The sequence below is a fragment of the Prochlorococcus sp. MIT 1307 genome (genome assembly GCF_034092395.1).
In the GTDB taxonomy this organism is placed as follows: domain Bacteria; phylum Cyanobacteriota; class Cyanobacteriia; order PCC-6307; family Cyanobiaceae; genus AG-363-K07.
This window is the reverse complement of record NZ_CP139301.1, coordinates 772,453-795,690: the sequence shown is the minus strand read 5'-3', so window position 1 is coordinate 795,690 and position 23,238 is coordinate 772,453. Positions and strand designations below refer to the sequence as shown.

The window sequence follows — 23,238 nt, the reverse complement described above, 5'->3', positions numbered from 1 at the left end:
GATTCAATTAATAAATGATGTTTATAAACGAGTCCAATCGGTAGTTCCTCCAGGTTTATCTATTAATTCGATTCCTTTTTCTTTGAGCTCATTGCGGATTTGATCTGCCGTGGCAAATTCACGATTTAATTTTGCGTGTTTTCGTTTTTCTATCGCTTCCTTTATCTGGCTCTCATCTGGAAAACGATCATTTCCCAACAGAGGGTTTTCATTTGCTTCAGTCTTTAGGCCAAGTACTCTCGCTAGCCTTACTAGAAGTTGCCATTGAGGATATAAGTCTTTTAATTCTTTTTTGGGGGTAGTTGTTATGTCTTCACGATCTAATCGGTTTGCCAGCGCACGAAGAGGACGTGCTAGTTCAAAGAGTACTGCCAAAGCTCCTGAAGTATTGAGATCATCATCCATTACGTCAATAAATCGTTGCTTTGACTTATGTAATGACTTATCAGTCGAGCCTTTAGCGTCAATTACTATTTCTTCAATTAATATCTCTGGCTTATCCCATCCAAGGACATTTGCATATTTGGTTCCAAGAGAAAGAGCTTGATTCAAACCTTTCCAACCTGCAGAGGCCGCGTTAAGCGCTTCATTTGTGAAATCCAATGGCTTTCGGTAGTGGGCTTGCAATACAAATAGCCTTAAGGTCATTGGAGATACCCCTGCGTCCAGCAAGGCTCGAATTGTGGTGAAATTCCCTAATGACTTGCTCATCTTTTGGCCTCCTACATTTACCATTCCATTGTGAAGCCAATACCTTGCAAGTTTTTGACCTGTTGCTGACTCAGACTGGGCTATTTCGTTTTCATGGTGAGGGAATATAAGATCCGCTCCACCTAGATGTATGTCGATCGTGCTGCCCAGTTCTTCGCGTACCATTGCTGAGCATTCAATATGCCATCCAGGACGGCCATCACCCCATGGAGAAGGGAAACTCGGCTCTCCTTCTTTAGCCCCTTTCCAGAGAGCGAAGTCAAATGCATGTTTTTTGCGGGCCCCTTCTGAATCTCTAACACGACCCTCCACATTGAGTTGTTGTTCATTCAAATCGCGATTGCTGAGATTGCCGTACCCAGAATGTTTCATTACTGAAAAGTAGACATCTCCATCAACTGAATATGCGGCCCCCTTCTCTTCTAATTCCTGTATAAGAGTTCGAATTCCATCTAGACATTTTGTAGCACGAGGCATTCGATCTGCTCTAAGAATTCCAAGCGCATCCATATCTTCGAAGAAAGCTGAAATATTTCTTTCGCTGATTGTGTTCATTGAGCACCCTTCTTGTGCTGCACGATTGAGTATTTTATCGTCGATATCAGTAAAATTTTGTACAAAAGTAACCTTGTAGTCGTTCCAGATTAAATAGCGACGTAAAACATCCCAAACGATATAACTACGAGCATGGCCTAGATGGCAGAGATCATAAACAGTGACGCCACAACAGTAGATGCTTACCTCGCCAGAAGTAATTGGCTGAAAAGGCTCCTTTTCTCTACTAAGAGTGTTGGTTAGCTTTAGAGGCATACGATTACCAGCAAACTCGAGTAGTTAAATCAAAAATTAATTGTCTGGTCATTTCGCTTCCATCCAATTGCTTCCTGTACCTGTCTCCACCAGTAGGGGAACGCTAAGACTTACAGCTTCCTCCATGGTGTTTTTTACTATTTTTTTTACGTCTTGCATTGATCTTGGATCTACTTCCAGGACTAGTTCATCATGAACTTGTAGAAGCAGACGTGCAGGCAATGAGGCTGTATTCAGTTTTCTTTGAAGCTGGACCATTGCGATTTTGATAATGTCAGCACTGGAACCTTGAATCGGTGCATTCGCAGCGGCTCTAAGTTGCTGTGCCTCCATCCCTCCACGTCTTGCAAACTCTAGATCTATTTCATCAATAGCCTTGCCTCTCAGGCGACCTAATCCATGAGGATTGAAGTGAAAAGATCGACGGCGACCTAGCAAAGTTTTTACGTAACCTTTGCTAAGGGCCAGCTTTTCCTGTCGCTCAAGAAAAGCGAATACTTTTGGGTATCGTTGTCTATAGCGAATAAGAAATTCTTTTGCTTCAGCTTGGCTGAGCCCAGTTGATCGAGCTAATCGTTGTGCACCCATTCCATAGATTACTCCAAAATTTATTGTTTTTCCTATGCGACGCTCCTCAGCATCAATTGAACCCTTCTCAAGTAAAAGCTTAGCCGTAAGAGTATGCACGTCTTCTTGCTTGCGGTATGCTTCTTGAAGAACTTCTTCTCCAGATAGATGTGCGAGAATTCGTAATTCTATTTGGGAATAATCAGCACTAAGCAACTTCCAATCTTCTTGTGGTAGAAAAGCTTTTCGGATTCGCCGACTAAATTCTGTTCTGATAGGAATATTTTGTAGGTTTGGATTACTACTACTTAGCCGACCGGTGGTTGTTACTGCTTGGTTGAAATCTGTATGTACTCGACCAGTTTCTTTCTCTACTAATTGAGGAAGGGCATCGACATAAGTGGTTAGTAGTTTACTCAGAATGCGATGTTCTATTACTAGGCCTACGACAGGATGATCTGCTTCTAGCTTCTCTAATACATTTGCATCCGTGCTCCAGCCGGTCTTTGTACGCCTAGATTTTTTTTTGTTTAACCCAAGGGTCTCGAAGAGAAGCTCTCCTAATTGTTTTGGGGAGGCAAGATTGAAATCAACACCGGCAACATCGTGAGCCTTTTTCTCAAGCTGCTCAAGTGCTTTGCTTAATTCCTGTGATAGGTCTTTAAGGTAAGGGATGTCGATACGTATTCCCGTAGCTTCCATCTGGGCGAGAACTGGCTCTAGTGGTTGCTCTACTTTCTCCAGAAGCTCAATTAATTCAGAGCTTTGCTCCTCTAATTTTTCTTTTAATCGAAAAGCAAGTCTTCTTGTTAGATGTACATCCATTCCGCAGTACAAACTTGCAGGCTCGATCTGAATATTCGCAAAAGTCTCTTGCTTCCCTACAAGCTCGTTGAACGATAGAGGAGTAAAGTTAAACTCTCTTTTGGACATTACCTCTAACCCGTGCTTGCTATTTGCATCGCGGAGATAGTCGGCTAACATTGTATCCATGACTACTCCTTCTAGAGGAAGGCCATGACGTAGGAGGATTAACCTGTCGTACTTGGCGTTTTGTAAGACTTTTGGATGGTCTTTGCTGGCGAGCCATGGAGCCAAGGTAGAAAGTACGTCTTCTAGAAGTAGTTGGCTTGGCGTTATTCCCTTTGTACAGTCCCCTTGGAGTTGGTGCCCTATGGGCAAGTAGGCTAATTCGTCTGAACCTTCACCCCAGCAAACTCCTATACCAACTAGTTCTGCTTTGAATGGATTGAGATTAGTAGTTTCTGTATCTAAAGCAACTGGCTGAAGACGTGACCGGTAAGTCATTAGTTGTTCTACCAGTGCTCTCAATTTGAGAGTACTGGTAATTATTTGAGGCCTTAGATCTGGGGTTTGTGTTTTGTGATCTAATTCATTAGTTAATGATTGTTGATTGGTCTTGATTTCTATGGATTTGATATTGGTATCAAGCGTCCTTTTATTTGCAAAGTAGCCACCCTTAGAGAAGGTAGCGACGAAAGTGGGTACTTGTCGTAGCAGACTGTTTAGTTCTAGATCTTCTAGTTGTTTGCTTAGACCATCATTATTAACTTCTCCTAGATGTAATCGTGGTATTGATTCGAGTGGGACTTTGACTAGTATTTGTGCTAATTCTCGCGAGAGATAAGCATTCTTTTTGTCATTACGAAGTTTCGACCTTATGGCACCTTTAATGGCTCCTTTGAATGCGTTCTCTCCTTCGGCTTCAACCACCTCAAGAGCGGCATACACTCCATCTAAATCACCGTTTTCTTTGAGAAGCTTTATCGCTGTTTTTGGTCCGACACCCTTGACGCCTGGAATATTGTCGGAGCTGTCTCCTGTTAGAGCTTTTAGATCTACTACTTTTGTAGGGACCACGCCAAGCTTAGCTTTTACCCCGGCCTCGTTAATCAAAGATGGACCACTGTTCTTGGAATATGGACCACCACCCATATACAAAATTGCTATGTCTTTTTTATCATCTACAAGTTGGAATAGATCACGGTCTCCTGAGAGAATACGCACGCGCCAACCATTGTTAGCGGCTTTGTTGGCAAGTGTCCCGAGAACATCATCTGCTTCATAGCCAGGAGCCATGCAGAGAGGAAGGTTCAGTTGACTTTTCAGTATGAGTTGAAGCTGTGCTAGATCTTCAAAAAATATTTCCGGAGCCACATCTCTATTTGCCTTGTAATTAGGATCTGCTTTATGTCTAAATGTCGGCTCGGCAGTGTCAAATGCAATAGTGACACCTTTAGGGCTAAGAATTTTGCAGTTGTCTAACAAGGCTTTTAGAAACCCATATGTAACACTTGTCGGCCGTCCATCTTTTGTTGATAAACCTCCTTCCCCCCCCTTCGCAAAGGCATAAAAGCTTCTGAATGCAAGTGAGTGGCCATCCACAAGGAGCAGTGTTGGCTTGTCTTCTACCTCAGGCATGGATGTAAAAATGCGATGTAATCAATAAAAAGTCTTTAGTCTCGTCTTCTTTTAGCCCATGGAGGAAGATCTATAAAAACCCGATCCCCAGGATTGATGCCTTTAATAATTGCTGTTCTGCTGCCACTACTTATTCCGAGTTCAACCTTTTGAAATAGGGGTTGTTTTTTTTGATCTACTATCAGAACTCCTGGAGTTCCGTTCTCGGTCACAATTGCGACAGTTGGGACCAAGGTGCTTATAGCGGTTTCATTGCTTTGAAATTCAATATCAACTGTCATACCTATTCTGAGCTTTTTAGATGGATTTACCAATAACAATGTGACTTCGAAAGAGGTCACATTATTTGTTTTTACAGCTCTAGGTGCTATTTCACTGACCTTTGCTTTGAACCGTTGATCAGGGAATGCATCAACCCGAACACTCGCAACTTGGTTTACACGTATGCGACCTATATCACTTTCAGGAACTTTTGCTATTACTTCAAGTCCTTGAGATAACTCAACAATTGAAGTACTTGTTGAACCTGCATTCGAGGAAGCCCTTGTTGTTGGAGTTACAAATGCGCCTGGCTCTGCATAACGAGTTGTTATTACTCCATCGAAAGGCGCAAGAATGCTCAACTCATCACCTTCCACCTCTCTTTGTTTGAGACGAGCTTGGCTCGTGAGAAATTTATTGCGATATTCATCGTGGTCTTCTTCACTGATAGCACCCTGGACAAAAAGGTTCTTTCTACGTTCATAGGAAGCTCTTTGCTTCTCATATTCTGCCTTCAGCTCATTTAGGCGATATAGATAATCACCACTTTTCATTCTTGCTATTAATTGACCTTTGCTAACTCTTTCGCCTTCTTTTACAAAGAGATCTTCTAGTAATCCACGTCTCTCTGGACTTACGTTCACACTTCTCTCAGCTTTTAACTCTCCGCTAGATGTGATGAGGCGAGGTAAGCTCCCACTTTCTGCTTTTACTGTGTAGTCATTTACATCACGGCTTCTATTTTGCCCAGGGCCAAGTTTCCAAGCGACTCCCCCACTGCTGATTAGTATTAAAAATGAAAGCAAGCCAACCCATGATTTTCTATTGGGATCCAAGCTCTTCACTTTGCGGAGAAGAGTAGACCCCTTAGTTGGATTGGTGTTTTCAGTTGATTGGTCTGTTCTGGCCATAGGGCCTTGCACTTTACTTACTAGTCTCGCTGCTCGAGGGACAAATTGTGGCTTGCTTTGCGAGCAATTTTTGCTTTTTCTGTTTCAAATTGAATTTCCAGACATGTTAAAAGCCGGAATTGTTGGTCTTCCAAATGTTGGAAAGTCAACTTTATTTAATGCCTTAGTTGCAAATGAACAAGCTGCTGCAGCGAACTTTCCTTTTTGCACAATCGAACCCAATGTGGGTTCAGTGGCAGTGCCAGATGATCGCTTAAAGCTTTTGTCTGATCTGAGCTCAAGTAAGCAACTAATACCGGCAAAAATTGAATTTGTAGATATTGCTGGACTTGTTCAGGGTGCAAGTCAAGGAGAGGGATTGGGCAATCAATTCTTAGCAAATATTCGTGAAGTTGATGCAATTGTGCATGTTATACGTTGTTTTGATGATGAAGATGTGATTCATGTTTCCGGATCAGTAGGTCCAGCTAGAGATGCAGAAGTAATCAATTTGGAACTTGGATTAGCTGATTTGAGTCAAATAGAAAAACGTCGTGAAAGATTGAAGAAACAGTTACGGACAAGCAATGAGGCAAATATAGAGGATGAAGCCTTAAAAAAAATACAAATTGTTCTTGAGGGAGGAGGAGCTGCTAGTAATATTGAATTAAGTCAGGAAGCAAAAAGATTAATAAAGCCACTTGGATTGCTGACATCAAAGCCAATTATTTATGCGACTAATGTAAGTGAAGAAGACCTTGCTCATGGAAATAAATATTGCAATGAAGTCGCTAAATTAGCGCTAGATGAAGGTGCCGAGATAGTACGTGTTTCTGCTCAAGTTGAATCTGAATTAATTGCACTTGGTGAGGTCGAGAGGCTTGATTATCTTAAAAGCCTTGGAGTAAAGGAAGGCGGATTAAAAAGTTTAATAAGGGCTACGTATCGACTCTTAGGCCTAAGAACCTATTTTACTACAGGAGAAAAGGAAACTCGGGCATGGACAATTAAGGCCGGAATGACAGCCCCACAGGCCGCAGGAGTAATACATACAGATTTTGAAAGGGGTTTTATTCGGGCTCAAACTATTGGATATAAAAGACTTTTAGAGGCTGGATCTTTGGTTGAAGCTAGAAATAAGGGCTGGCTTCGTAGTGAAGGCAAGGAATACCTTGTCAATGAAGGCGATGTTATGGAGTTCTTGTTTAATGTGTAGAGATGCCTTCTTCTACAAGGGTTCTACTCCATTAATTGCTATAACTTGTAAGCCGTAATACGTCAACCTTGAGTAATGAAATGCCGTATCACTAGGCACGAGGAGAAGAGGACGAGATCACAGCTCAAGAGTTCGAAAACTATGACGATGCTTATGAGTTATTAGAGGAGATCTATGGGGGTATGTGCTGCTCGGATGCTGATTATGAGGATCGTCCTTCCTATGAAATCGTTGAAGTAAAGGATTGATTGATCACTTCTATTGGCAACACTTTAGAGGAGGCTTTATAGGCTTTAAGAGGTCTTTTTTTTCTTAAAAGTTAAGAATGTAAGTAGTAGTGAAGCTGGAAAGGTAAGCAAAGGTAGGGTGCCTGATATAACTCTAAATTTTTCACCACTTTCAAGGTTTAATTTTGTTAGTCTTATTTCCTCTTCTTTGGTTAGTTTTGACAGTTTGAATTTTTTATTTAGTTGCTCAAGTTCTGGAGGAGGTATTGGTCCCATGAGGATCATGCCAAGAGGAAGACTTATCCCAAAGTAAAAGGCAAAAAACACAAAAATACGTAGTAGACACCCTTGCATGGATAGGTTTTAAAGAGTTTTTTTGGAAATGGACTCTTTTCAAAAAAGTCTAACCCTTGTCTAACCCTCTTTTTTGGCTGAAATCAATTACGATTACTGGATCTGATGGAGTTCTTATTTAACGTTTAGATTGCTAAAGTATTAGACGCAATATCTTTCTTGCTTTTATTCTTTCGGGTTATTTTTGAAAGGATTGCTTCTAAAAGAGGAGTTGCCTGATCTAGCTGTTTCATCTCGATCAAAACTTTCCATACTGCCTCAAACTTTTTCCATCCACTTGTGTAGAAGAAATGCTTGGCCTGATGTTTTAATGAGCCATGGAAAAGACTGCTGCGAACAATGGAAGGCCAAGTATAAAAAGTCTTATATGACCAGTCATAACCTTCTTTAAGTTCTTCTTCACTCATTCCTTTAGGCTTAAATGTTACATGTCTAGTGTCAAATAGGTCCCAATTATTTGTCAATAACCTTTTTTCACCTTTCATTCTTGAGTAAAATCTTGTGCCAGGATATGGAGTTGCTATGTGAAAAGTGGAGGTGGTGATTCCACTATTGATAGCCCAGTCGACGGTCTTTTGAAAAACATTTTTGTTATCACCATCAAGACCAAATACAAAACTTCCATTAATCATTATTCCTAGATCATGTAATCTATTAACTACCGCATCGTAATCTCTATTCAGATTTTGTCGCTTATTGCTTAGGGAAAGATTCTCTTCGGTCAAACTCTCAAAACCTATAAAGATACTTCTCATACCAGCTTCTGCTGCTTCTTCTATTAAATCTCCCTCAAGAATCGAATCGACTGTTGCCGCGCCTTGGAAAATTCTTCTCATTCCACGCATTCCTCGAAATAAGTCTCGAGCAAATTGCCTATTTCCAAACAAATGGTCATCCAGAAAATAGAGATGTCGACCAGGTAAGCGATTGATTTCATCTAATGATTCATCTACCTGTTGCGTATAGAAGGATTTTCCACCTTCAAAAAAAGCATCTTTATAGCAAAAGTCGCAATGATGAGGACAACCTCTAGAGATAACAATTGAGTTAGGTACGAGATATAAATGTCTATCAATAAGATCTCTTCGCATTTTGGGAACGCCCAATAAAGACCTTGCTCTTGATATATATGTGGCATCAACATGTTGCCGACCTTTTCGAAAATCCTCCAAGAATCTTGGGAAAGACTCCTCACCAGGTCCTAGAAAAATTACGTCAGCATGCGCGCGTGCCTCATCTGGTAACGAGGTCACATGCAGTCCACCTAAAATCACAAAAACGCCTTTAGCACGATAGTGGTCGGCAATTTTGTAAGCCCTGTAAGCATTAGTTATATAGACCTGTATTGAGACAATGTCTGGCTCATCATCTAGGTTGAGTTTTTGGACATGCTGATCAACAATTTGCGCTTCATCTTCTTCTGAAAGAAATGCTGCAAGAGTTGCTAATCCCAGAGGTGGGAAAAGCGAATATTTAATAGGTCTCCAAAAAGAACTCTCCGCTTCTGTTAATGCAGGCAAAATGAATTTTATTTTCATAGGACCTCCTTGTCTTCTCTAATACCTTCACCTGATCTCTTCATAGCAAAAGTAGGTAATTTAGAAATTAAATCATGATGGGAAAGGATCTTATTGGTTGAAAATTTCAGCACGTCCCGTTATAGACTTATGCATATGACAGTGGCAGATTGATTGGCATGACTGAATTCTGAGATGCCCAACTATTCCTTATCCTTGAGATTGATTGGTACCACTAATGTCTAACCCTCTCTTTTGCCTGAAATCAATTGATATGAATGGACGTAATGGAGTTCTTATTTAATGTGTAGAGATGCCTTCTTTGTCAGGGGATCTGCTCCATTAATTGCTTTAACTATTAAGGCATAATACGTCAACCGCGAGTAATGAAATACCGCATCACTAGGCACGACGGAGAAGAGGACGAGATCACGGCTCAAGAGTTCGAAAACTATGACGATGCTTATAAGTTGTTAGAGGAGATCTTTGGCGATATGTGCTGCTCAGATGCTGACTATGAAGATCGTCCTTACTATGAAATTGTTGAATTAATGGATTGATTGCCCATAAAATTATGCAATTTTGCGTGGAACGGAAAGGCTATATCCCTTTCACTTTGTCCTGCCTCCAAAAGATAAAAATCAAAAGCACCTAAACGTGGTGCATTTTGTTCGGTCTTCCGATTACAAAACTACGGTTTTCTAAATCATTATCAGCATCAGGCATTTCATTATTTGCCTTACTATTCAATCAGGCGTAAGGGGCTACTAACCACTAGTTAAGTGCTGAAGGGATACAACACATCTTTCAGTGGTTACTCAAGTGTTTGCAATATCGGAGTATTCACTCGTTTCTAACGCCAATTTTTCAACTAACAGGAGAAATTATGGTTTGGCAATTCCCACCTTTAGGAGCTTGTATAGGACTGTTATTAATTTCAATCGGGATTGTTGTAGGGTTCGATATCCGTTTCAAGCCTGATAGCCAAGATCGCAATTTGTGATGCAAAGAGTATAGTTATATCGTATAATTATTGCCGAAATTGAGCATATCTCATGAAAAGATGTTTCATGAAAACTTAAATAGAGGCATAAAGGAGATAGAGCTAACCAAAATATAGATAATCATAAATATATATAGCTGTTTAATTGGTCAAGATAAATAATATTTATACTATTAAACATCAGCCTGGTCTAGTCTTTTAAAAAGCCATAAAAGGCTATAAAAGCTCTTATTTTGGCAATAATTAACTATAAACAAGCCTGCTTCGGCTAACCGAACCTTCATAGTTCGTAATATACTTGTTATAGTTCTTTACAGATCAGCGCATGCTGGCTTTCTCTTTTTCTCAGTTTCTCTTATGACAAGTTCATCTATAGCAAGTTCTTCAGAAGCTCTTGACTTCTCTATACCAGAACGCCTTTATGGAAGATTTGCAATGATTGCTTTTGATCTGATGATTGTTAGTTATCTATTCACTGGTCAAATTATTCCTGGTGTTTTCTAAAGAAGACACAAATTAAAAAATAACTATTACGTTATTTTTTCAGACAAACAAACACTATCTCCAAAAACAATGAAAGAAAGCGCTGAAATGCAAAACGGAAGGTGGGCAATGGTTGGCATCCTTGCTGCTATTGGAACCTACACATTTACTGGCCAAATTATTCCTGGTATTTTTTAAAGCTATGGAAATGAACCCTTTCAAACCTTTGAAGCAATTTGTTCAAGGGATCTATAAACGATCTAACTAATCTTCTTTTTAAGGAGCTTAAAAATGGGAATTGGCGCATTATTTCTAACATCCATATCTACTGGGATTATTACCCAGGAAGAATTGGGTTGGGTCACGAGAAATCAATTAGATTTCTCTAGATGTGAACTAGCTACAGCTTTGAAACTGGGCCAATTAATAGATTCAGGTCAGCTTCAACTTGGAAGCAGACCTTGAATCTTATAAATATCACATTTTAATGATTTGTATCTAATCAGCATGACAACATCATCTCTAATATCTAATCAAGATCTCTTTAAAGATCGCCAATTCTTATCAACTGGATTATTTTTAAGTAGTTCATTGCTTTTTGTATTGATTGGAATTGAGTTCCACTATCAATACCTTCATAATCCAGCAGTTCATATTTTCTTTCAATCAAAAGGGATTTTCCTTTTCTAACGAAATAGTAATCACAAAAAAATTAATAAATTCTCTTGAAGATTGTAATTACAATAAGGATTCTACAAAGTTAAACCTATTTATTTGTAATTTGCTAAAGACTAAAATGTCTGAAAAAATTTCTTCTGCTCTAAACTCACTATTTCGAGATTTAGTTGAATTTTCTTTCTTTTAGGACTTCCTCAATTATGATAGGAGCAGTGAAAATCGATTTCGATCGTTAAACGGCTAGAAACAAATCTTCTATAGCTTTCGTGGTGTTTCTCCCTATAATTTTCTTATGACATACTTAGCTTTATATGTCGCTGGTATCGCTTTTATTTGGTGGGTTTTTCGTGATGGTTGGGCGGAACCGCTTAAGACAATCCTGAGTGTTTTAATTCCATTGGCATTGATTATTCTTTTTAATGCGAGAGCTGGAAGATTGCTTTTTAGAAATCCCATAGTGGGAATTATTAGTGTGCTTCCCACTGCAGTTTTTATCTTCAAAGCATCTCAGCCAATTGTAGTGGGAATTAATAGCTGGATAGATAAGAAAAACATTGACTTTGTTGAGATGAAAGATGTAGTCGATGCTGAAGTGATATCAAAGGAGGAAGCATGACCTTAGGCAAAAAAAACGAAAGAAATTTTGATGTCGACTGCTATGAAGAGGTGGAAGAAAGCCTCAATCATATAGACCATGACGAAGAAGATCGTGCTTACTTTCCTCCTGAAGAATCAAAGCCACCACATTACTAATGGCTCTTAATGCGCATAGGAAACACAAAATTTATTTAGCAGCGACACTGCGCTATGGGCTGGGCTCAGAAGATCCAGAAGAGGTATCTTTTTTCAATAAAATCAAGGAAGAAATGAAAGCAAACAAGCAAAAAGGTTGTATGGGAATTACTAGAGAAGATTGATTTGCAACTGAATTCATACTAGCCATGATCTAACTATTTTCGAACGGATCTAACTTAACTTTAACTTCAATATTTCTTTCTAACCCCAATTGACGCTATGGGTTCCCACTAAACTTGGGGTAAATCTTATTTTGCAAGGGATCTTGACCCTTAATTAGTATTACTTGTCAGACATAGTACGTCAATCAATTCAACTATTTAATGCTTTAGGTGTTTTGACCGACTTGTTTGATTCTCAATGTGCAGCATAGTTAACTTAACTGTTTTGTATTCAATGACTTCAAGAGAATTGGATAAAGGTCTTGCAGAAAAAAAACCTATTTGTCACCTGTATAAAGAAGACTCTCTTTGGCTGGATAAATATGCTTCTGATTTAATTGCTAAAAAAATATCCAGCCCATTGAAAGAAGTAGATGCAATAAGCTCTCTTTATGATGAACCTTAGGAGGATGGGCTTTGCAGGGGGGTATGGACAAAAAAACATTGATATGACTTGCGGCTAATTCTTTTCTTGTCCATCTTCTAAAATAAATCTATGGCAATAGATCAATTAAAGGCTTTCCTTCAAAAGATGCAGGTTGACACTGCTCTTAAGAATGAGGTGCTTGCATCCTCTACAGCCGATGATGTTGCGCAGATTGCCTTAAAGCTTGGATTTGAATTTTCCGGAGATGAGTTGCTGAGGTTCTCAGGGAAAAAAGTAGGCAGGGTTACAGTAAAAAAGAATGATGTACCAGGGGAATATAATTAATTTAATAAGTAACTATCTTTGATAGTTACTTATTAAATTAATTGCTTTGGTAAGCGTTAAAAATTAATGTATTAATTTGTCATTGAGCCATGAAGGATGAAAGAACATGACTTTTTTTTATTCTTCTTTTTCTTCATTTAATTAGACTTTTCAGTATTTCTTTGCCTTCTTTTATACAATCATCACGAGAGATCTCTCCATCTTTTAACTTTTCTAGTAATAGCTTTTGTGCTGCATAGTCCTCATTCGTGATTCCAGCTCGGCTCTGCAACATTCGCCAAGATTTACGTCGTTCTATATGAAAGAGAACCATTTGACGACTAACAGAAAAGTATTTCAGAATGCCTTTGACCTCTGCTTTGAAATAAACACCCCAGTCAGGTATATAGGCATGATGCTTTTGATCAAATACTCTTCTATATATAACGTCCTGCTGCGTAACTAATGTAAGTATATTTTCGATATGGATTAATTCATTTGCTTCAATATCTGATATCTCGTTTATGTGCCGCCTGAAGCGTGCTTCAGTTATAGCCCAATGTGCGACTGTCATGTTATAGCTTTCTCTACTTACAGGAAATTTGGTCTCAAACCAATCTTTTTTTAGTGATGGATTAGCCTTTAAATTGAAACTTTCTTGTAGTATTTCTCCATTCCGTGGATTATAAATGAACTCTGGCATGCCTCGACTATCACGAACCATCCGAGCTTGGTTGGCACTCATATTATCACCTACACCATGTTCAGGTTGGCAAGATGTAAAGCATTGAAAAAATGAAGTACCACGATACTCAAGTCCATCAATCATTGCTTTATACATTTTAGCCGAGTTTGCCATAGAAACTTGAGCCACAAAAGGCGATCCGTGTCCAGAAGTAAATGCTTCTGCCACACTTTTCTTTTCATTTAACTTCCCTTGTGTAGCGACCCCAAATTGATTCATATCATATCCACCAAGCATGTTTGAACTGTCAGAATTCTGCCCACCAGTATTTGAATAAACTTGAGTATCTAGCATTAGTAAATTCACATTTGGGCGATTTTGTAAGACAACCTTTGAGACATTTTGGAAGCCAATATCACCCATTGCTCCATCTCCTCCTATAGCCCATACCTTTGGTAATTCACTAATTTCCAGATCCGTCATTAAAGAATCGTCGAGATGGGTTAATTCGAAGTATTCCTGCTCACTACTTAAACCAGTTTCCCTCTCTAATAGAGCAGTGGCTAATCTTTCTGGGGTTACAGAGCGACGAGAGTGATTTAAAATAGCTGCCTCTCCGATGAGCCAACTGATAGTTGACCCGTCTTGAAATAATGAATTCATCCAAGGATATGGATGTGGGTTGGATGGTGGAGTTGAGCCATACACGGTATTGCAGCCCGTATGAGCACCCATATACATGGTGCTCATGCCATTTGCAGTGGACCCATCTATTGCTTGTAAATCACTATGGTTAAAAGCATCTTGTTTGATAACAGTAACTAATGCATCAATCATTGCTTGATTGCTAATTAGGCCATGATTCTTTAAACGATGATTAGTATCGTTCTCATTCTCACCTCCAAGGCCTAGAACTATATGGGCAAGACTACGTTTAAACCAGTTGTATTCATCGTTATGTTTAGATTCAAAGGCCTCAAGCTTGTCTAATCCAATTTCTTTCAAATATTGGGCCTTTTGATTTAACCTTTTTGCCTTCCTATGAAAAATAGGACGCATATATGCTTCGGTGATAGAAGCAACTGCTCTTAAAACAGTTTTTTCTCCACAACCCGCACAAGCACCATCTCCTGAAACAAGTGCTTCATAGTTGCGCCTTACCATTAAATGATTCCGCAAAATTGATTCGCGAGCTTCTTCAGGATTTTCTGTTTGATATAAGCCAAGAAATTTTTGATTGGTTTCTGGTAGCAATCGACTAAATAATTGTGCAGTACTTAATTTTGAATTTAAGCCTGGTGTTTCTTGCTCCATTTTTAACGCATTGTGGTCTCCACATACCTGCACACATTCACCACAACCTTTGCATAGGTCGCTAATAAATATAGAGAAAAGACCTCCTTGACCAGGGCTCTTTTTCTCCAAGGTTCGATATATTGCATTCACATTGTTATAGGCTAATGGCAACTTACTTATGATCATTAGAAGCTCACTTCGTGCATCCTGATCTATATGATCTAGCTTATTTAGTTCCAACTCAAGTATCTTGCTAAATGGCATTTTTATTTTCTTAACTATATTCTCATTCATTTGTTTTCTACAATTTTCATCTAAAAGAGGTAATTCCTTATGTAATGCATCAGCCATGCTCTTTTTGCTAATATAATTGCGGATAGCAGTAGAAAGAATTGTTCTGATATCTTGTGCTGAGTTTGGCATTGCTGTGTCAGGACAAGCAGTAATACATTCCATACATTGAGTACAGTTTTCTGCAATAAAAACAGGTGTTTCTCTCCTGGCCACATATTTACTTTGTGTTGCTCCACTAGCGGCAGCCATTACTGAAAGGCTGGCATATGCTCCTGAAGGTTGGTGGTATCCAAATCCATTACGAAATTCAGAATCAAACTTTTTAATTGTTTGAAAAGGTGACCTTGTCTGTCCCTCTGGCGTTGAGCACATTTTACAACCACTCTCTTCACATCCTGCTGTTGCTGGTATTTGAATTAAACCTGCAGATTTAGGGGCTAATAATGGATTACGCATACTTGAGGTATCTTCATCTTCGATGTCACCATATTTAATTTCCTGTACACGGTTGAAACCTCCATCCATAACCTTCATATTAGAATCCACTACTGCTGATCCAAACCGACCAAATTTCTTCTCATATTGGTTGTGGACAATCTTTCTATATTCATCTTCATTAATATTATGATCTTGGAGGAAAGTTGACACTTTAAAAAAGGCACCAAGAAATGTATTACCTTGCATTCTTAGTTGTAAGTCTGCACGCTTAGTGGCTTCCCTTGCAATTGAGAAGCCTGGAAGAATAAACACACGAATCTTATTCTTTTTTATAAAATCTCGATGCTTAGAAGGAATTCGTTCCCAAGCACTATCTGGATTTTCGCTAGATTCCCATACTAAACTTCCACCTTTCTTTAAACCTTCAAGAGGATTTGTATGTGTAAAGGCTTTTGGATCACAGCAAAGAACAACATCTACATGATTAAGCTCGCAGTTAACTTGGATCTTTTTAGATGCAACAGTAAGAAAATAATTAGTTGGAGCACCTTTCTTTTCTGAGCCATACTTAGGGTTGGCCATAATGAAGAGCTTCTCTTCTAATTGTCCAAGCTTGTTATAAGTTGGTTTTCTATTAGATATGATTTGGCCAAACTTGCCAATAATTTCCCCAAGATTTTTCCCTGTGGTTATCATTCCCCACCCACCAATTGAGTGAAAACGAACTGCAATTGCACCCTTAGGAAGTAAAGAGGGTGTATCTGAAGAAATTACACTATAAGGATGATTTATACCAAGTGTGAAATAGTTTTCACCATCTTTTGCACTCCTCCCATCTTTTCTAGAATTATCACCAATAGCATATTCGTAAGCTCCAATGATATGTTCAGGGCGAAAATCACGAGATCCTAAGCCATAACTTGCACGAAATATACGTGGAACCTCTTCGTACTTAAGTGCGGGTAAATAGCTCCCATAACTATCAGATTCTTGAGCTTTGCTAAGAGCTGTTCGAATGTCGCGACCTAATGGGTTGTCTCCAGCCATTCCTTCATCTGTGCGCTCTAATATCAGAACTCTTTTTTTACCTCTTAAAGCATTAATAACTTCCGCCTCTGGGAATGGGCGAATTACATTAATGTGTATAGATCCAACTTTTGCGTTGCGTTCTTTTCGCATATAGTCACATGCTGCTTCGATATTATCTGTGGCGGAGCCAAGAGATATAAATACTGTATCTGCATCTTCAGTTTTATATTCGTGAATAAGCCCATATTTGCGACCAGTTAACTGTGCAAATTCCTCATAACACTCTTTAAGGACTTTAAGAATAGGCTCATTAAAATTATCTCTACGAGCAATAACACCATTCATATAGTGTTCCTGATTTTGAACAGGTCCTAAAAGAACAGGATTTTTTAAATCCAGCATCTTCGGAACACGTCTGCGACGAGGGCCAAATAGTTCTTTTTGCGCTTTGGTTGGAGTATCTATTTGTTCATCAGGGGCGCCTAGGTATTCTCTTAATAGATCAGCTTCAGGCGCACGATATGTACGTTCAGAATGGGTAGTTAGCATCCCATCTTGAATATTCATACCAGGATTTAAGGTTATTTCATTGCATTTACGGAGAATAATCGCTTGGTCAGCTGCTTGTTGGGCATCTCGAGCCATCAACATCGTCCACCCAGTATCTAGTGCTGCGTTGAAGTCATCATGCCCACAATGGACATTTAGGGCATGCTTTGTTAGCGCTCTAGCGCCTACTTCTAAGACCATTGTCGAAAACTTTGCTGGAGCGTGGTAGTACTGCTCCATCGCATAAACAATGCCTTGCCCTGATGTAAAATTGACAGTACGTTTGCCTGTCATCGAAACAGCAATGGCTCCTCCTTGAGCTGCGTGCTCACCTTCAGCCTCTACAGATAATTTTTGGTTACCCCAGACATCCAAGACCCCTTCAGAAAAGGCCTGTTGGTAAATTTCGCCACCTTCTGTTGAAGGAGTAATTGGGTAATAGACTCCTCCTTCGGTAATTCGAACTTCTACCCACTGGGTAACTAGTTTGTTCCCATTGCAAGTGACTGGAATACCAGGGTATTTGGGAGTGTTTGGCACTAACCCCTTTGGAGTCTCATTTTTGTTAACGGATAGCTGTTTCATATTCGTGATTATTTAGATAACGGTCGCTGAGGGTTTCAACGGCACAAAAGTGATGAGAAACAAAATTTTGCTCTATTGTCCAATTTAAAAGATCAGGCCCTTGTTTAATTATTGATAAAAAAATCTGGTTCGGTAGTTTTGACTATGAACTCTTAAACACTATGGGTCTAAGAACATACCTCAAGGATAAAAAGAAAAGAGCTTTATCTAAATGCATTTATCTGCAGGAAAAGGTTGCATCCAGGTTTCATCGCCTTCAAGATAAGGCTGTATCTAGGCTTCAGAGTCAAAAGAGACACATTCCTGAAAGCCTTTTAAGCCCGATCAAAGAAGAAGAGTCCGAACAGCCTTCATTAGATTCCATTTTGGAAGATGGCTTGATTTTTCAAGCGCATGAAAAAATCTCAATATTTTCTGAAGCAGAAGTAGAAGAGCGAACTGTTGACGAGAAATTTACTTGGTCGGCTCAAGTTCCTGAGGGGGCTAGGGTTGTAAAAATAGTTGTTATGAAAGGAGAGATTCTCGAGAAGACTTATTTAACAAAGGAAGGAGAAAGAATTCTTGTAAAGCTTGATGAGCTTTTAAAGCTGTGATTGGACAAAGGTTAAAATGGGTTTTGCAAGAATCCCCTTCTTGAAGATTTGATTTCAGATAGCTCACAATACTAATGAACAGTTTATGCCTATAAAATTTATTTTTTTAGTATCTTGATCACCGATCCTAAAGTTATAGTTACGAAAATAGGAGTCATCACCAATGACTGGCTAATAAGTGGCTAATACGGTCCTTGTCAGATGGATTCTTATGCCTTGACTATAAGGAGGTCAATTTTTTCAAGACTCTGGCCCTCAGCAACTCGATCCAACGATAAAGGGAAAGTCTCATTAGATAGTGATGGAAAAGGCTTTGAGGGAAAACTCAGGTCTAATGAAAGATACTTAGATGCTTTAAGAGACGGAGGGATTTGGCTTTCTTAATGCCACGACTATTTCAAAATTCATATAAATCGCTATGTCGGCAAAATTGCTCTTGATGCTTTTTTGTTGTAATTCCTCTGAATAATCGGCTATCTAGAGGTTGTAGCCCATGATTACCTATAGAGCTAATATTATCTTTAGATATTCAATTAGAAATGCCCTTAAATAAACAAGGAGAACTTACTGCGTGCCTTATTCAAACAAATTGTGTCTTAGTTGAATGGAAGATTGAAAACATCAACCAAGCATACGAAAAATTAATAGAAATTGCCTCTGATCTTCCTAGAACTACTTTATTGGAAAGATCAGAAAACTATTGGCATGGTCTTTGCAGAAGCTTTTTATTTCGTTTCCCTGATGATTTGGAAATTTTGAGATTACCAAGAAAAGGTGTCATCCAAGTTAGATCAGCCTCTAGGCTTGGGCTTGGTGACCTCGGAGTAAATAGAAATAGAGTCAATAAGTTGTATAAGACTTTGAAATCAAAATGCTAAACTAGCTTTCTTTATTAGGAGTGCGCTCTCATTCTATAAAAATTGATCACTTAACCATCTATTGAGAGTTGGGTTAATAAATAGTGATCAATCATCTTATTCATAAACCATCCATTCACATATCAATAGAGATTTAATTTTTTTTCTCAACCATTCCCCTTTAGCTGATTAGTATAACAAGAAACACAGTACATTTCTTTCTATTGGTCTTCCTTTCCTTGGTAAGTTTCATTCTAGTACAGCCAGGGATGTATAATGAGTAGTTTATATTGATAACTTTGTTTCCATCTTGATGATTCCTAAAGAATAAAAGTAATAGAGATTGAATTGAACTCAATTATTATTTATTATCTGGCTCGATGATAAATTGTACACGAAATTAGAAAAGATTACATGTGAGTATTGGTGAATAACTATCTAGCGCATGCTTTTGATTGTTCTCTTCTCACAATGGCTTGAGGTGATGATAGAAAGATATATTAAAAATTAACGACAAGGCAATAAGTAAAAAAAAATTTGAGGAGAGAATGGTTGCTCATGAGCGACCAGCCGGCCCCAAACCTAATCCCTCTTGGTATGTATGTACCGATTTGTTGGGTTAGGCGCGTGGAGAACATGGTTAATGAGCTTCTGACCTTCGGCTTGTGAGCTAATGCCTGCACTAGAAAGAGATTTCCTGTTGCCCTCCTATGATGTTTTGGTAGTAGGTGCAGGTATTGGTGGCTTAACTGCTGCAGCGCTTCTAGCAAAAAGAGGCTTCAAAGTTTTAGTTGTAGAGCAACACTATCTACCAGGTGGATGCGCGAGTATTTTTAGGCGGAAGGGGTTTACTTTTGATGTAGGGGCATCACTATTCTTTGGGTTTGGTGAGGCAGGATATAACCCTCATCAGTTTGTGATGAATGAGCTCCAAGAAGATATTTATCTGGTGCCTATGGAAGAAACTTTCACGATACATCTAGACAAGACAAAGAAAGTTTCGATGTATACAGACCGAGAGAAGTTTTGGAATGAATTGTGTGAATGCTTTCCAGATCAGTCAGAAAATATCAAGGCATTATTAACTGAATTTGAGTCTTTTTATCATCAATCAATTGAAAGTTATGGAGGTCAATTTTTTGCTCCCGCTGAAACGCCACCAGACCATGGTAAGAAACTACTGTTATCCCGTCCTTTCTATTTGGTAAGGCTGCTTCGCTATCTTCTTTCTAGTCAAGAACAATTATTTCGTCGCTTTACAAAAGATCCACAGATACTCAAGTTATTTACACTTTTAAATCAGAATATGACCACATGTGGTCTTGATCAGACACCTGCGATTGCGGGACCTATGATTCACGTAGAATCATATACAGGTGGGTGCTATTACGCTGATGGCTCTCCTCAGGTTCTGGCTAATAAACTTGAAAAGGCAATACATAAGTATGGTGGTAAGATCCTTTATAGACATCGAATAAATAAAATTTTAATAGAGAATGATCATGCTACTGGATGTCAATTAGACAATGGAGTTATAATTAATGCAAGAACCGTAGTTTCAAATGCAACAGTTTGGAATTTATATGGAAAGTTAATTGACAAGCAACATATTCCAGTGAGAAAAAGAAATTGGGCACAAAGATTTAGACCTAGTTACAGTATTTTCGGGGTTTATTTAGGTGTAAAGTCTGAAGCAATTCCTTTAGACTGTAAGCCTACACAAATATTAGCTTATAGATATAAAGGAAAACCTAGTTATTTAACAGTATATATTACATCCTTATTGGACCCGCTATCTTCTCCTCCTGGAACTCATTCCTTATGTATATTTCTACCAGAAGAAACCCCTGAAAAGACATTGCCTACTGATGGCAAGGACAGATATCATGATAGAAATTATAGAGATAGTAAGAACGATAAAGCAGCAGAAATTATTGATTATTTAGACAAAAATTACTTCCCAAAACTTAAAAAGAATATCTTAGTTCAAGAGATTGCTACGCCTCAAACAATTCAACGTTACACCTTAAAGAATGCTGGAGCTATTGGTGGGCCGCAAGTTAATATGAAGCAAAGTTATATGAGTAGACTTGCAGCAAGAAGTGATTGGAAGGGACTTTATTGTGTTGGAGACTCTACTAGTCAAGGTATTGGCGTAGTTTCAGTGACGGTTTCAGCTATTAGTGCAGTTAATGCAATTTTACAGGACTTAGGGAAAAAGGAATATGTTCCATTAAAGAAATACCCAGAAAGTTTTGTTCATTATAAATCAAAGCCTTCTATTTATAACCAAGATAATGAATATAATTTCCCATCAAGTAAGGAAATTAAACTACATCCAGACTACCCTAACAGCTGCTTTAATCTTCGTTGCATTAATACTTATCCAGACAATTCAGAAAATGGTCGTATTGCTCGGTTAGTAGAAGCTTCAAATTGGATAGGTGCATCTCAGGCTCTTCGAGAATTAAATCCATTTTCAGAGACTCAAGGATACCTTTCTATTTCAGAAGACTTTTGTAGTGAACATTGTTCTAGGACTCTTTGTCCAGAAGCTCCTACAAAAATTCACTCATTAAATAGATTTATTTGCGAGAAAGTACCATATTATTCTCCAGAGGTGGCTCCTTCTAATAATCAAAAGGTAGGTATTGTTGGCGCTGGACCATCTGGTTTAACATGTGCTCATTATTTGGCACGTTTAGGTTATAAAGTAGATATCTTTGAGAAGAGCAGAGAAGTTGGCGGGATTTTGAGGGCTGTTAATTATTCTACCCGGCTGCCTAAAGAAGTTTTAAATCGGGAAATATCAAACTTAATTCTTCCTTCTATTCGAATTCATTATGAACATAAGTTGGGGCAAAATTTGACTCTAGAGGACTTGCAAGTTAAATATGATTCTATTTTTATCGCTTGTGGGTTAGATATTACAGCCAAACCAGATAAGGGCATATCGAAGTATAAGAATTCAGTACATGGTTGCCAATTTCTTAAGAATTTTGTTAGTGAACCAAGCCAAGTAATAGGCTCTACCTATACAATTATAGGAACAACATTCCTTGCTATTGATATTGCAGAGTCACTGATTTTTAGAGGTGCTGGGAAGATATTTGTAGTTTATGATGAAAAAGGAAGTCAAAACAACTTGAAATATCTTTTAAGTATGAAGCAATTTGGTCTAGAACTTTTGAAATCCAATCAAGTGGAACTTAATAGTATATTAAATGCCTCTAAAGAGGTTGTTTTTGCTGACACAGAGCCGAAGATTTTGGATTCACAACTTCAAGAGCATTTGGGTATAGCTAACGACCTTAAGCCAGAATTCTGGATTGATATGAAAACAATGCTAATAAAAGGGATGAAAAATATTTTTGCTGGAGGTCAAATGATTCGCGGTCCTGGCAACTTTATGCAAGCTGTGAAAGATGGAAGAAGGGCAGCATTGTCAATTGACGAGAACTTGCGAAAGGAATTTAGGACCTATCAATAGCTCTCAATGAAAGACTAATGAGAGCTATTGATGTAATGTCCCAAATTAGCTCTTCTTAGTCCGAATATTTTTATATTGATTGCTAGAGCATTTTAAATGGTTCATATCTCCAAGGCCCTTGAAATTTAATTGAAATTTGTTTTGAGTATTTACCGCAGCTGATTATCTGGATGAATTTGGCCATTCTTTAGTTATGGGATATTCGCTTTTTTCAATTTTCTACCTAACTCTTGTATCCATTTCAACGGAACCTTGGATACCGTCTCAGGCCTTTATTAACTGTGTTTTGTTTGTAGGAGCTCTTTTTCTTGCGGGAGTGCTGCTTTCTGCATTTACTTTCTACGAAGATCATTATTGGGGTGATAGTAAATTTCGGGAGGAACTACGATTTCATCCTTCTAGGAGAGACCCCTGAACTAAAAAATCAATCTTTAGTTTCCCTTTGTCTTTGAAAGGGTCTTGTTAAGAGCTTTTGATCTCCTGGAAAATTTTCTCAGTGGATAGCAAGACGGCGAAAATCTATTTAAACGATTTTTTTGAGCACCAACTTAGATATCTAAATAGACAGACGATCAAATTCATCTTGATTTTGACGAACCTCAAGCCATGGGGCTTG

At 38.6% G+C, this 23,238-nt stretch carries 18 protein-coding genes; 13 read left to right on the top strand and 5 right to left on the bottom strand.

Going from position 1 to position 23,238, the window contains the following annotated elements:
* Positions 1 to 21 precede the first annotated feature (21 nt).
* The 3 genes from cysS to SOI82_RS04125 are packed head-to-tail and all read right to left on the bottom strand — an operon-like array spanning position 22 to position 5,702.
* The gene (cysS, locus tag SOI82_RS04135; protein ID WP_320668105.1) at positions 22 to 1,521 is read right to left on the bottom strand and encodes a cysteine--tRNA ligase; all 1,500 of its coding nucleotides are present in this window, start codon (positions 1,519 to 1,521) and stop codon (positions 22 to 24) included.
* A gap of 48 nt (positions 1,522 to 1,569) precedes the next feature.
* Entirely contained in the window at positions 1,570 to 4,530 is a 2,961-nt protein-coding gene (polA, locus tag SOI82_RS04130; protein ID WP_320668104.1) for a DNA polymerase I, read from the bottom strand.
* A 35-nt stretch (positions 4,531 to 4,565) separates the two neighbouring features.
* Positions 4,566 to 5,702, bottom strand: a complete 1,137-nt coding sequence (locus SOI82_RS04125) for an efflux RND transporter periplasmic adaptor subunit (RefSeq protein WP_320668103.1) — start codon at positions 5,700 to 5,702, stop codon at positions 4,566 to 4,568.
* 103 nt (positions 5,703 to 5,805) lie between these two features.
* Here SOI82_RS04125 and ychF point away from each other — a divergent pair, with 103 nt between their 5' ends.
* Positions 5,806 to 6,897 (top strand): redox-regulated ATPase YchF, encoded by a 1,092-nt coding sequence (ychF, locus tag SOI82_RS04120; RefSeq protein WP_320668328.1) that lies wholly within the window; start codon positions 5,806 to 5,808, stop codon positions 6,895 to 6,897.
* A gap of 706 nt (positions 6,898 to 7,603) precedes the next feature.
* On the opposite strand, the gene SOI82_RS04115 is transcribed toward ychF, so the two are convergent.
* The gene (locus SOI82_RS04115) at positions 7,604 to 9,016 is read right to left on the bottom strand and encodes a B12-binding domain-containing radical SAM protein (protein WP_320668102.1); all 1,413 of its coding nucleotides are present in this window, start codon (positions 9,014 to 9,016) and stop codon (positions 7,604 to 7,606) included.
* A 365-nt stretch (positions 9,017 to 9,381) separates the two neighbouring features.
* On the opposite strand from SOI82_RS04115, the gene SOI82_RS04110 reads away from it, so the two are divergent.
* From SOI82_RS04110 to SOI82_RS04070, 9 genes are all read left to right on the top strand, one after another.
* Positions 9,382 to 9,555: a hypothetical protein gene (locus tag SOI82_RS04110; RefSeq protein WP_320668101.1), complete on the top strand. Its 174-nt coding sequence runs from the start codon at positions 9,382 to 9,384 to the stop codon at positions 9,553 to 9,555.
* An 800-nt stretch (positions 9,556 to 10,355) separates the two neighbouring features.
* Entirely contained in the window at positions 10,356 to 10,502 is a 147-nt protein-coding gene (locus SOI82_RS04105; RefSeq protein ID WP_320668100.1) for a hypothetical protein, read from the top strand.
* Positions 10,503 to 10,571: 69 nt separating this feature from the next.
* Positions 10,572 to 10,679, top strand: coding sequence for a chlorophyll a/b-binding protein (locus SOI82_RS04100; protein ID WP_414153521.1), 108 nt, complete (start codon positions 10,572 to 10,574; stop codon positions 10,677 to 10,679).
* 93 nt (positions 10,680 to 10,772) lie between these two features.
* Positions 10,773 to 10,946: a hypothetical protein gene (locus tag SOI82_RS04095; RefSeq protein ID WP_320668099.1), complete on the top strand. Its 174-nt coding sequence runs from the start codon at positions 10,773 to 10,775 to the stop codon at positions 10,944 to 10,946.
* 505 nt (positions 10,947 to 11,451) lie between these two features.
* Positions 11,452 to 11,775 (top strand): hypothetical protein, encoded by a 324-nt coding sequence (locus SOI82_RS04090; RefSeq protein ID WP_320668098.1) that lies wholly within the window; start codon positions 11,452 to 11,454, stop codon positions 11,773 to 11,775.
* Positions 11,772 to 11,912, top strand: coding sequence for a hypothetical protein (locus tag SOI82_RS04085; RefSeq protein ID WP_320668097.1), 141 nt, complete (start codon positions 11,772 to 11,774; stop codon positions 11,910 to 11,912). Before SOI82_RS04090 ends, SOI82_RS04085 begins: the two co-directional genes overlap by 4 nt.
* Positions 11,912 to 12,076: a hypothetical protein gene (locus SOI82_RS04080; protein WP_320668096.1), complete on the top strand. Its 165-nt coding sequence runs from the start codon at positions 11,912 to 11,914 to the stop codon at positions 12,074 to 12,076. Before SOI82_RS04085 ends, SOI82_RS04080 begins: the two co-directional genes overlap by 1 nt.
* A 274-nt stretch (positions 12,077 to 12,350) precedes the next feature.
* Complete coding sequence (locus SOI82_RS04075; RefSeq protein WP_320668095.1) at positions 12,351 to 12,521, top strand: hypothetical protein; 171 nt, start codon at positions 12,351 to 12,353, stop codon at positions 12,519 to 12,521.
* Positions 12,522 to 12,611: 90 nt separating this feature from the next.
* A complete protein-coding gene (locus SOI82_RS04070) occupies positions 12,612 to 12,827 on the top strand; it encodes a Nif11-like leader peptide family natural product precursor (RefSeq protein ID WP_320668094.1) in 216 nt (71 codons plus the stop codon).
* A 133-nt stretch (positions 12,828 to 12,960) separates the two neighbouring features.
* Here SOI82_RS04070 and SOI82_RS04065 read toward each other — a convergent pair whose 3' ends face one another.
* On the bottom strand, positions 12,961 to 17,682 hold the full coding sequence (locus tag SOI82_RS04065; RefSeq protein ID WP_320668093.1) for a 2-oxoacid:acceptor oxidoreductase family protein: 4,722 nt from the start codon (positions 17,680 to 17,682) through the stop codon (positions 12,961 to 12,963).
* A gap of 161 nt (positions 17,683 to 17,843) precedes the next feature.
* Between SOI82_RS04065 and SOI82_RS04060 the strand changes: the two genes are divergently transcribed.
* The 3 genes from SOI82_RS04060 to SOI82_RS04050 all read left to right on the top strand — a co-directional run bounded on the left by SOI82_RS04060 (position 17,844) and on the right by SOI82_RS04050 (position 22,622).
* Positions 17,844 to 18,275: a hypothetical protein gene (locus SOI82_RS04060; protein ID WP_320668092.1), complete on the top strand. Its 432-nt coding sequence runs from the start codon at positions 17,844 to 17,846 to the stop codon at positions 18,273 to 18,275.
* Positions 18,276 to 18,814: 539 nt separating this feature from the next.
* On the top strand, positions 18,815 to 19,153 hold the full coding sequence (locus tag SOI82_RS04055) for a DUF1499 domain-containing protein (protein WP_320668091.1): 339 nt from the start codon (positions 18,815 to 18,817) through the stop codon (positions 19,151 to 19,153).
* A gap of 652 nt (positions 19,154 to 19,805) precedes the next feature.
* On the top strand, positions 19,806 to 22,622 hold the full coding sequence (locus SOI82_RS04050; RefSeq protein ID WP_320668090.1) for an FAD-dependent oxidoreductase: 2,817 nt from the start codon (positions 19,806 to 19,808) through the stop codon (positions 22,620 to 22,622).
* The last annotated feature ends 616 nt before the right edge of the window (positions 22,623 to 23,238 follow it).

Coding starts and splice junctions, on each gene's coding strand:
- SOI82_RS04125 (WP_320668103.1), bottom strand. CDS start 5,702: ATGGCCAGAACAGACCAATCAACTGAAAACACCAATCCAACTAAGGGG.
- cysS (WP_320668105.1), bottom strand. CDS start 1,521: ATGCCTCTAAAGCTAACCAACACTCTTAGTAGAGAAAAGGAGCCTTTT.
- SOI82_RS04110 (WP_320668101.1), top strand. CDS start 9,382: ATGAAATACCGCATCACTAGGCACGACGGAGAAGAGGACGAGATCACG.
- SOI82_RS04080 (WP_320668096.1), top strand. CDS start 11,912: ATGGCTCTTAATGCGCATAGGAAACACAAAATTTATTTAGCAGCGACA.
- SOI82_RS04050 (WP_320668090.1), top strand. CDS start 19,806: ATGCCTGCACTAGAAAGAGATTTCCTGTTGCCCTCCTATGATGTTTTG.
- SOI82_RS04075 (WP_320668095.1), top strand. CDS start 12,351: ATGACTTCAAGAGAATTGGATAAAGGTCTTGCAGAAAAAAAACCTATT.
- SOI82_RS04095 (WP_320668099.1), top strand. CDS start 10,773: ATGGGAATTGGCGCATTATTTCTAACATCCATATCTACTGGGATTATT.
- ychF (WP_320668328.1), top strand. CDS start 5,806: ATGTTAAAAGCCGGAATTGTTGGTCTTCCAAATGTTGGAAAGTCAACT.
- SOI82_RS04100 (WP_414153521.1), top strand. CDS start 10,572: ATGAAAGAAAGCGCTGAAATGCAAAACGGAAGGTGGGCAATGGTTGGC.
- SOI82_RS04065 (WP_320668093.1), bottom strand. CDS start 17,682: ATGAAACAGCTATCCGTTAACAAAAATGAGACTCCAAAGGGGTTAGTG.
- SOI82_RS04105 (WP_320668100.1), top strand. CDS start 10,356: ATGACAAGTTCATCTATAGCAAGTTCTTCAGAAGCTCTTGACTTCTCT.
- SOI82_RS04090 (WP_320668098.1), top strand. CDS start 11,452: ATGACATACTTAGCTTTATATGTCGCTGGTATCGCTTTTATTTGGTGG.
- SOI82_RS04055 (WP_320668091.1), top strand. CDS start 18,815: ATGCCCTTAAATAAACAAGGAGAACTTACTGCGTGCCTTATTCAAACA.
- SOI82_RS04115 (WP_320668102.1), bottom strand. CDS start 9,016: ATGAAAATAAAATTCATTTTGCCTGCATTAACAGAAGCGGAGAGTTCT.
- polA (WP_320668104.1), bottom strand. CDS start 4,530: ATGCCTGAGGTAGAAGACAAGCCAACACTGCTCCTTGTGGATGGCCAC.
- SOI82_RS04060 (WP_320668092.1), top strand. CDS start 17,844: ATGGGTCTAAGAACATACCTCAAGGATAAAAAGAAAAGAGCTTTATCT.
- SOI82_RS04070 (WP_320668094.1), top strand. CDS start 12,612: ATGGCAATAGATCAATTAAAGGCTTTCCTTCAAAAGATGCAGGTTGAC.
- SOI82_RS04085 (WP_320668097.1), top strand. CDS start 11,772: ATGACCTTAGGCAAAAAAAACGAAAGAAATTTTGATGTCGACTGCTAT.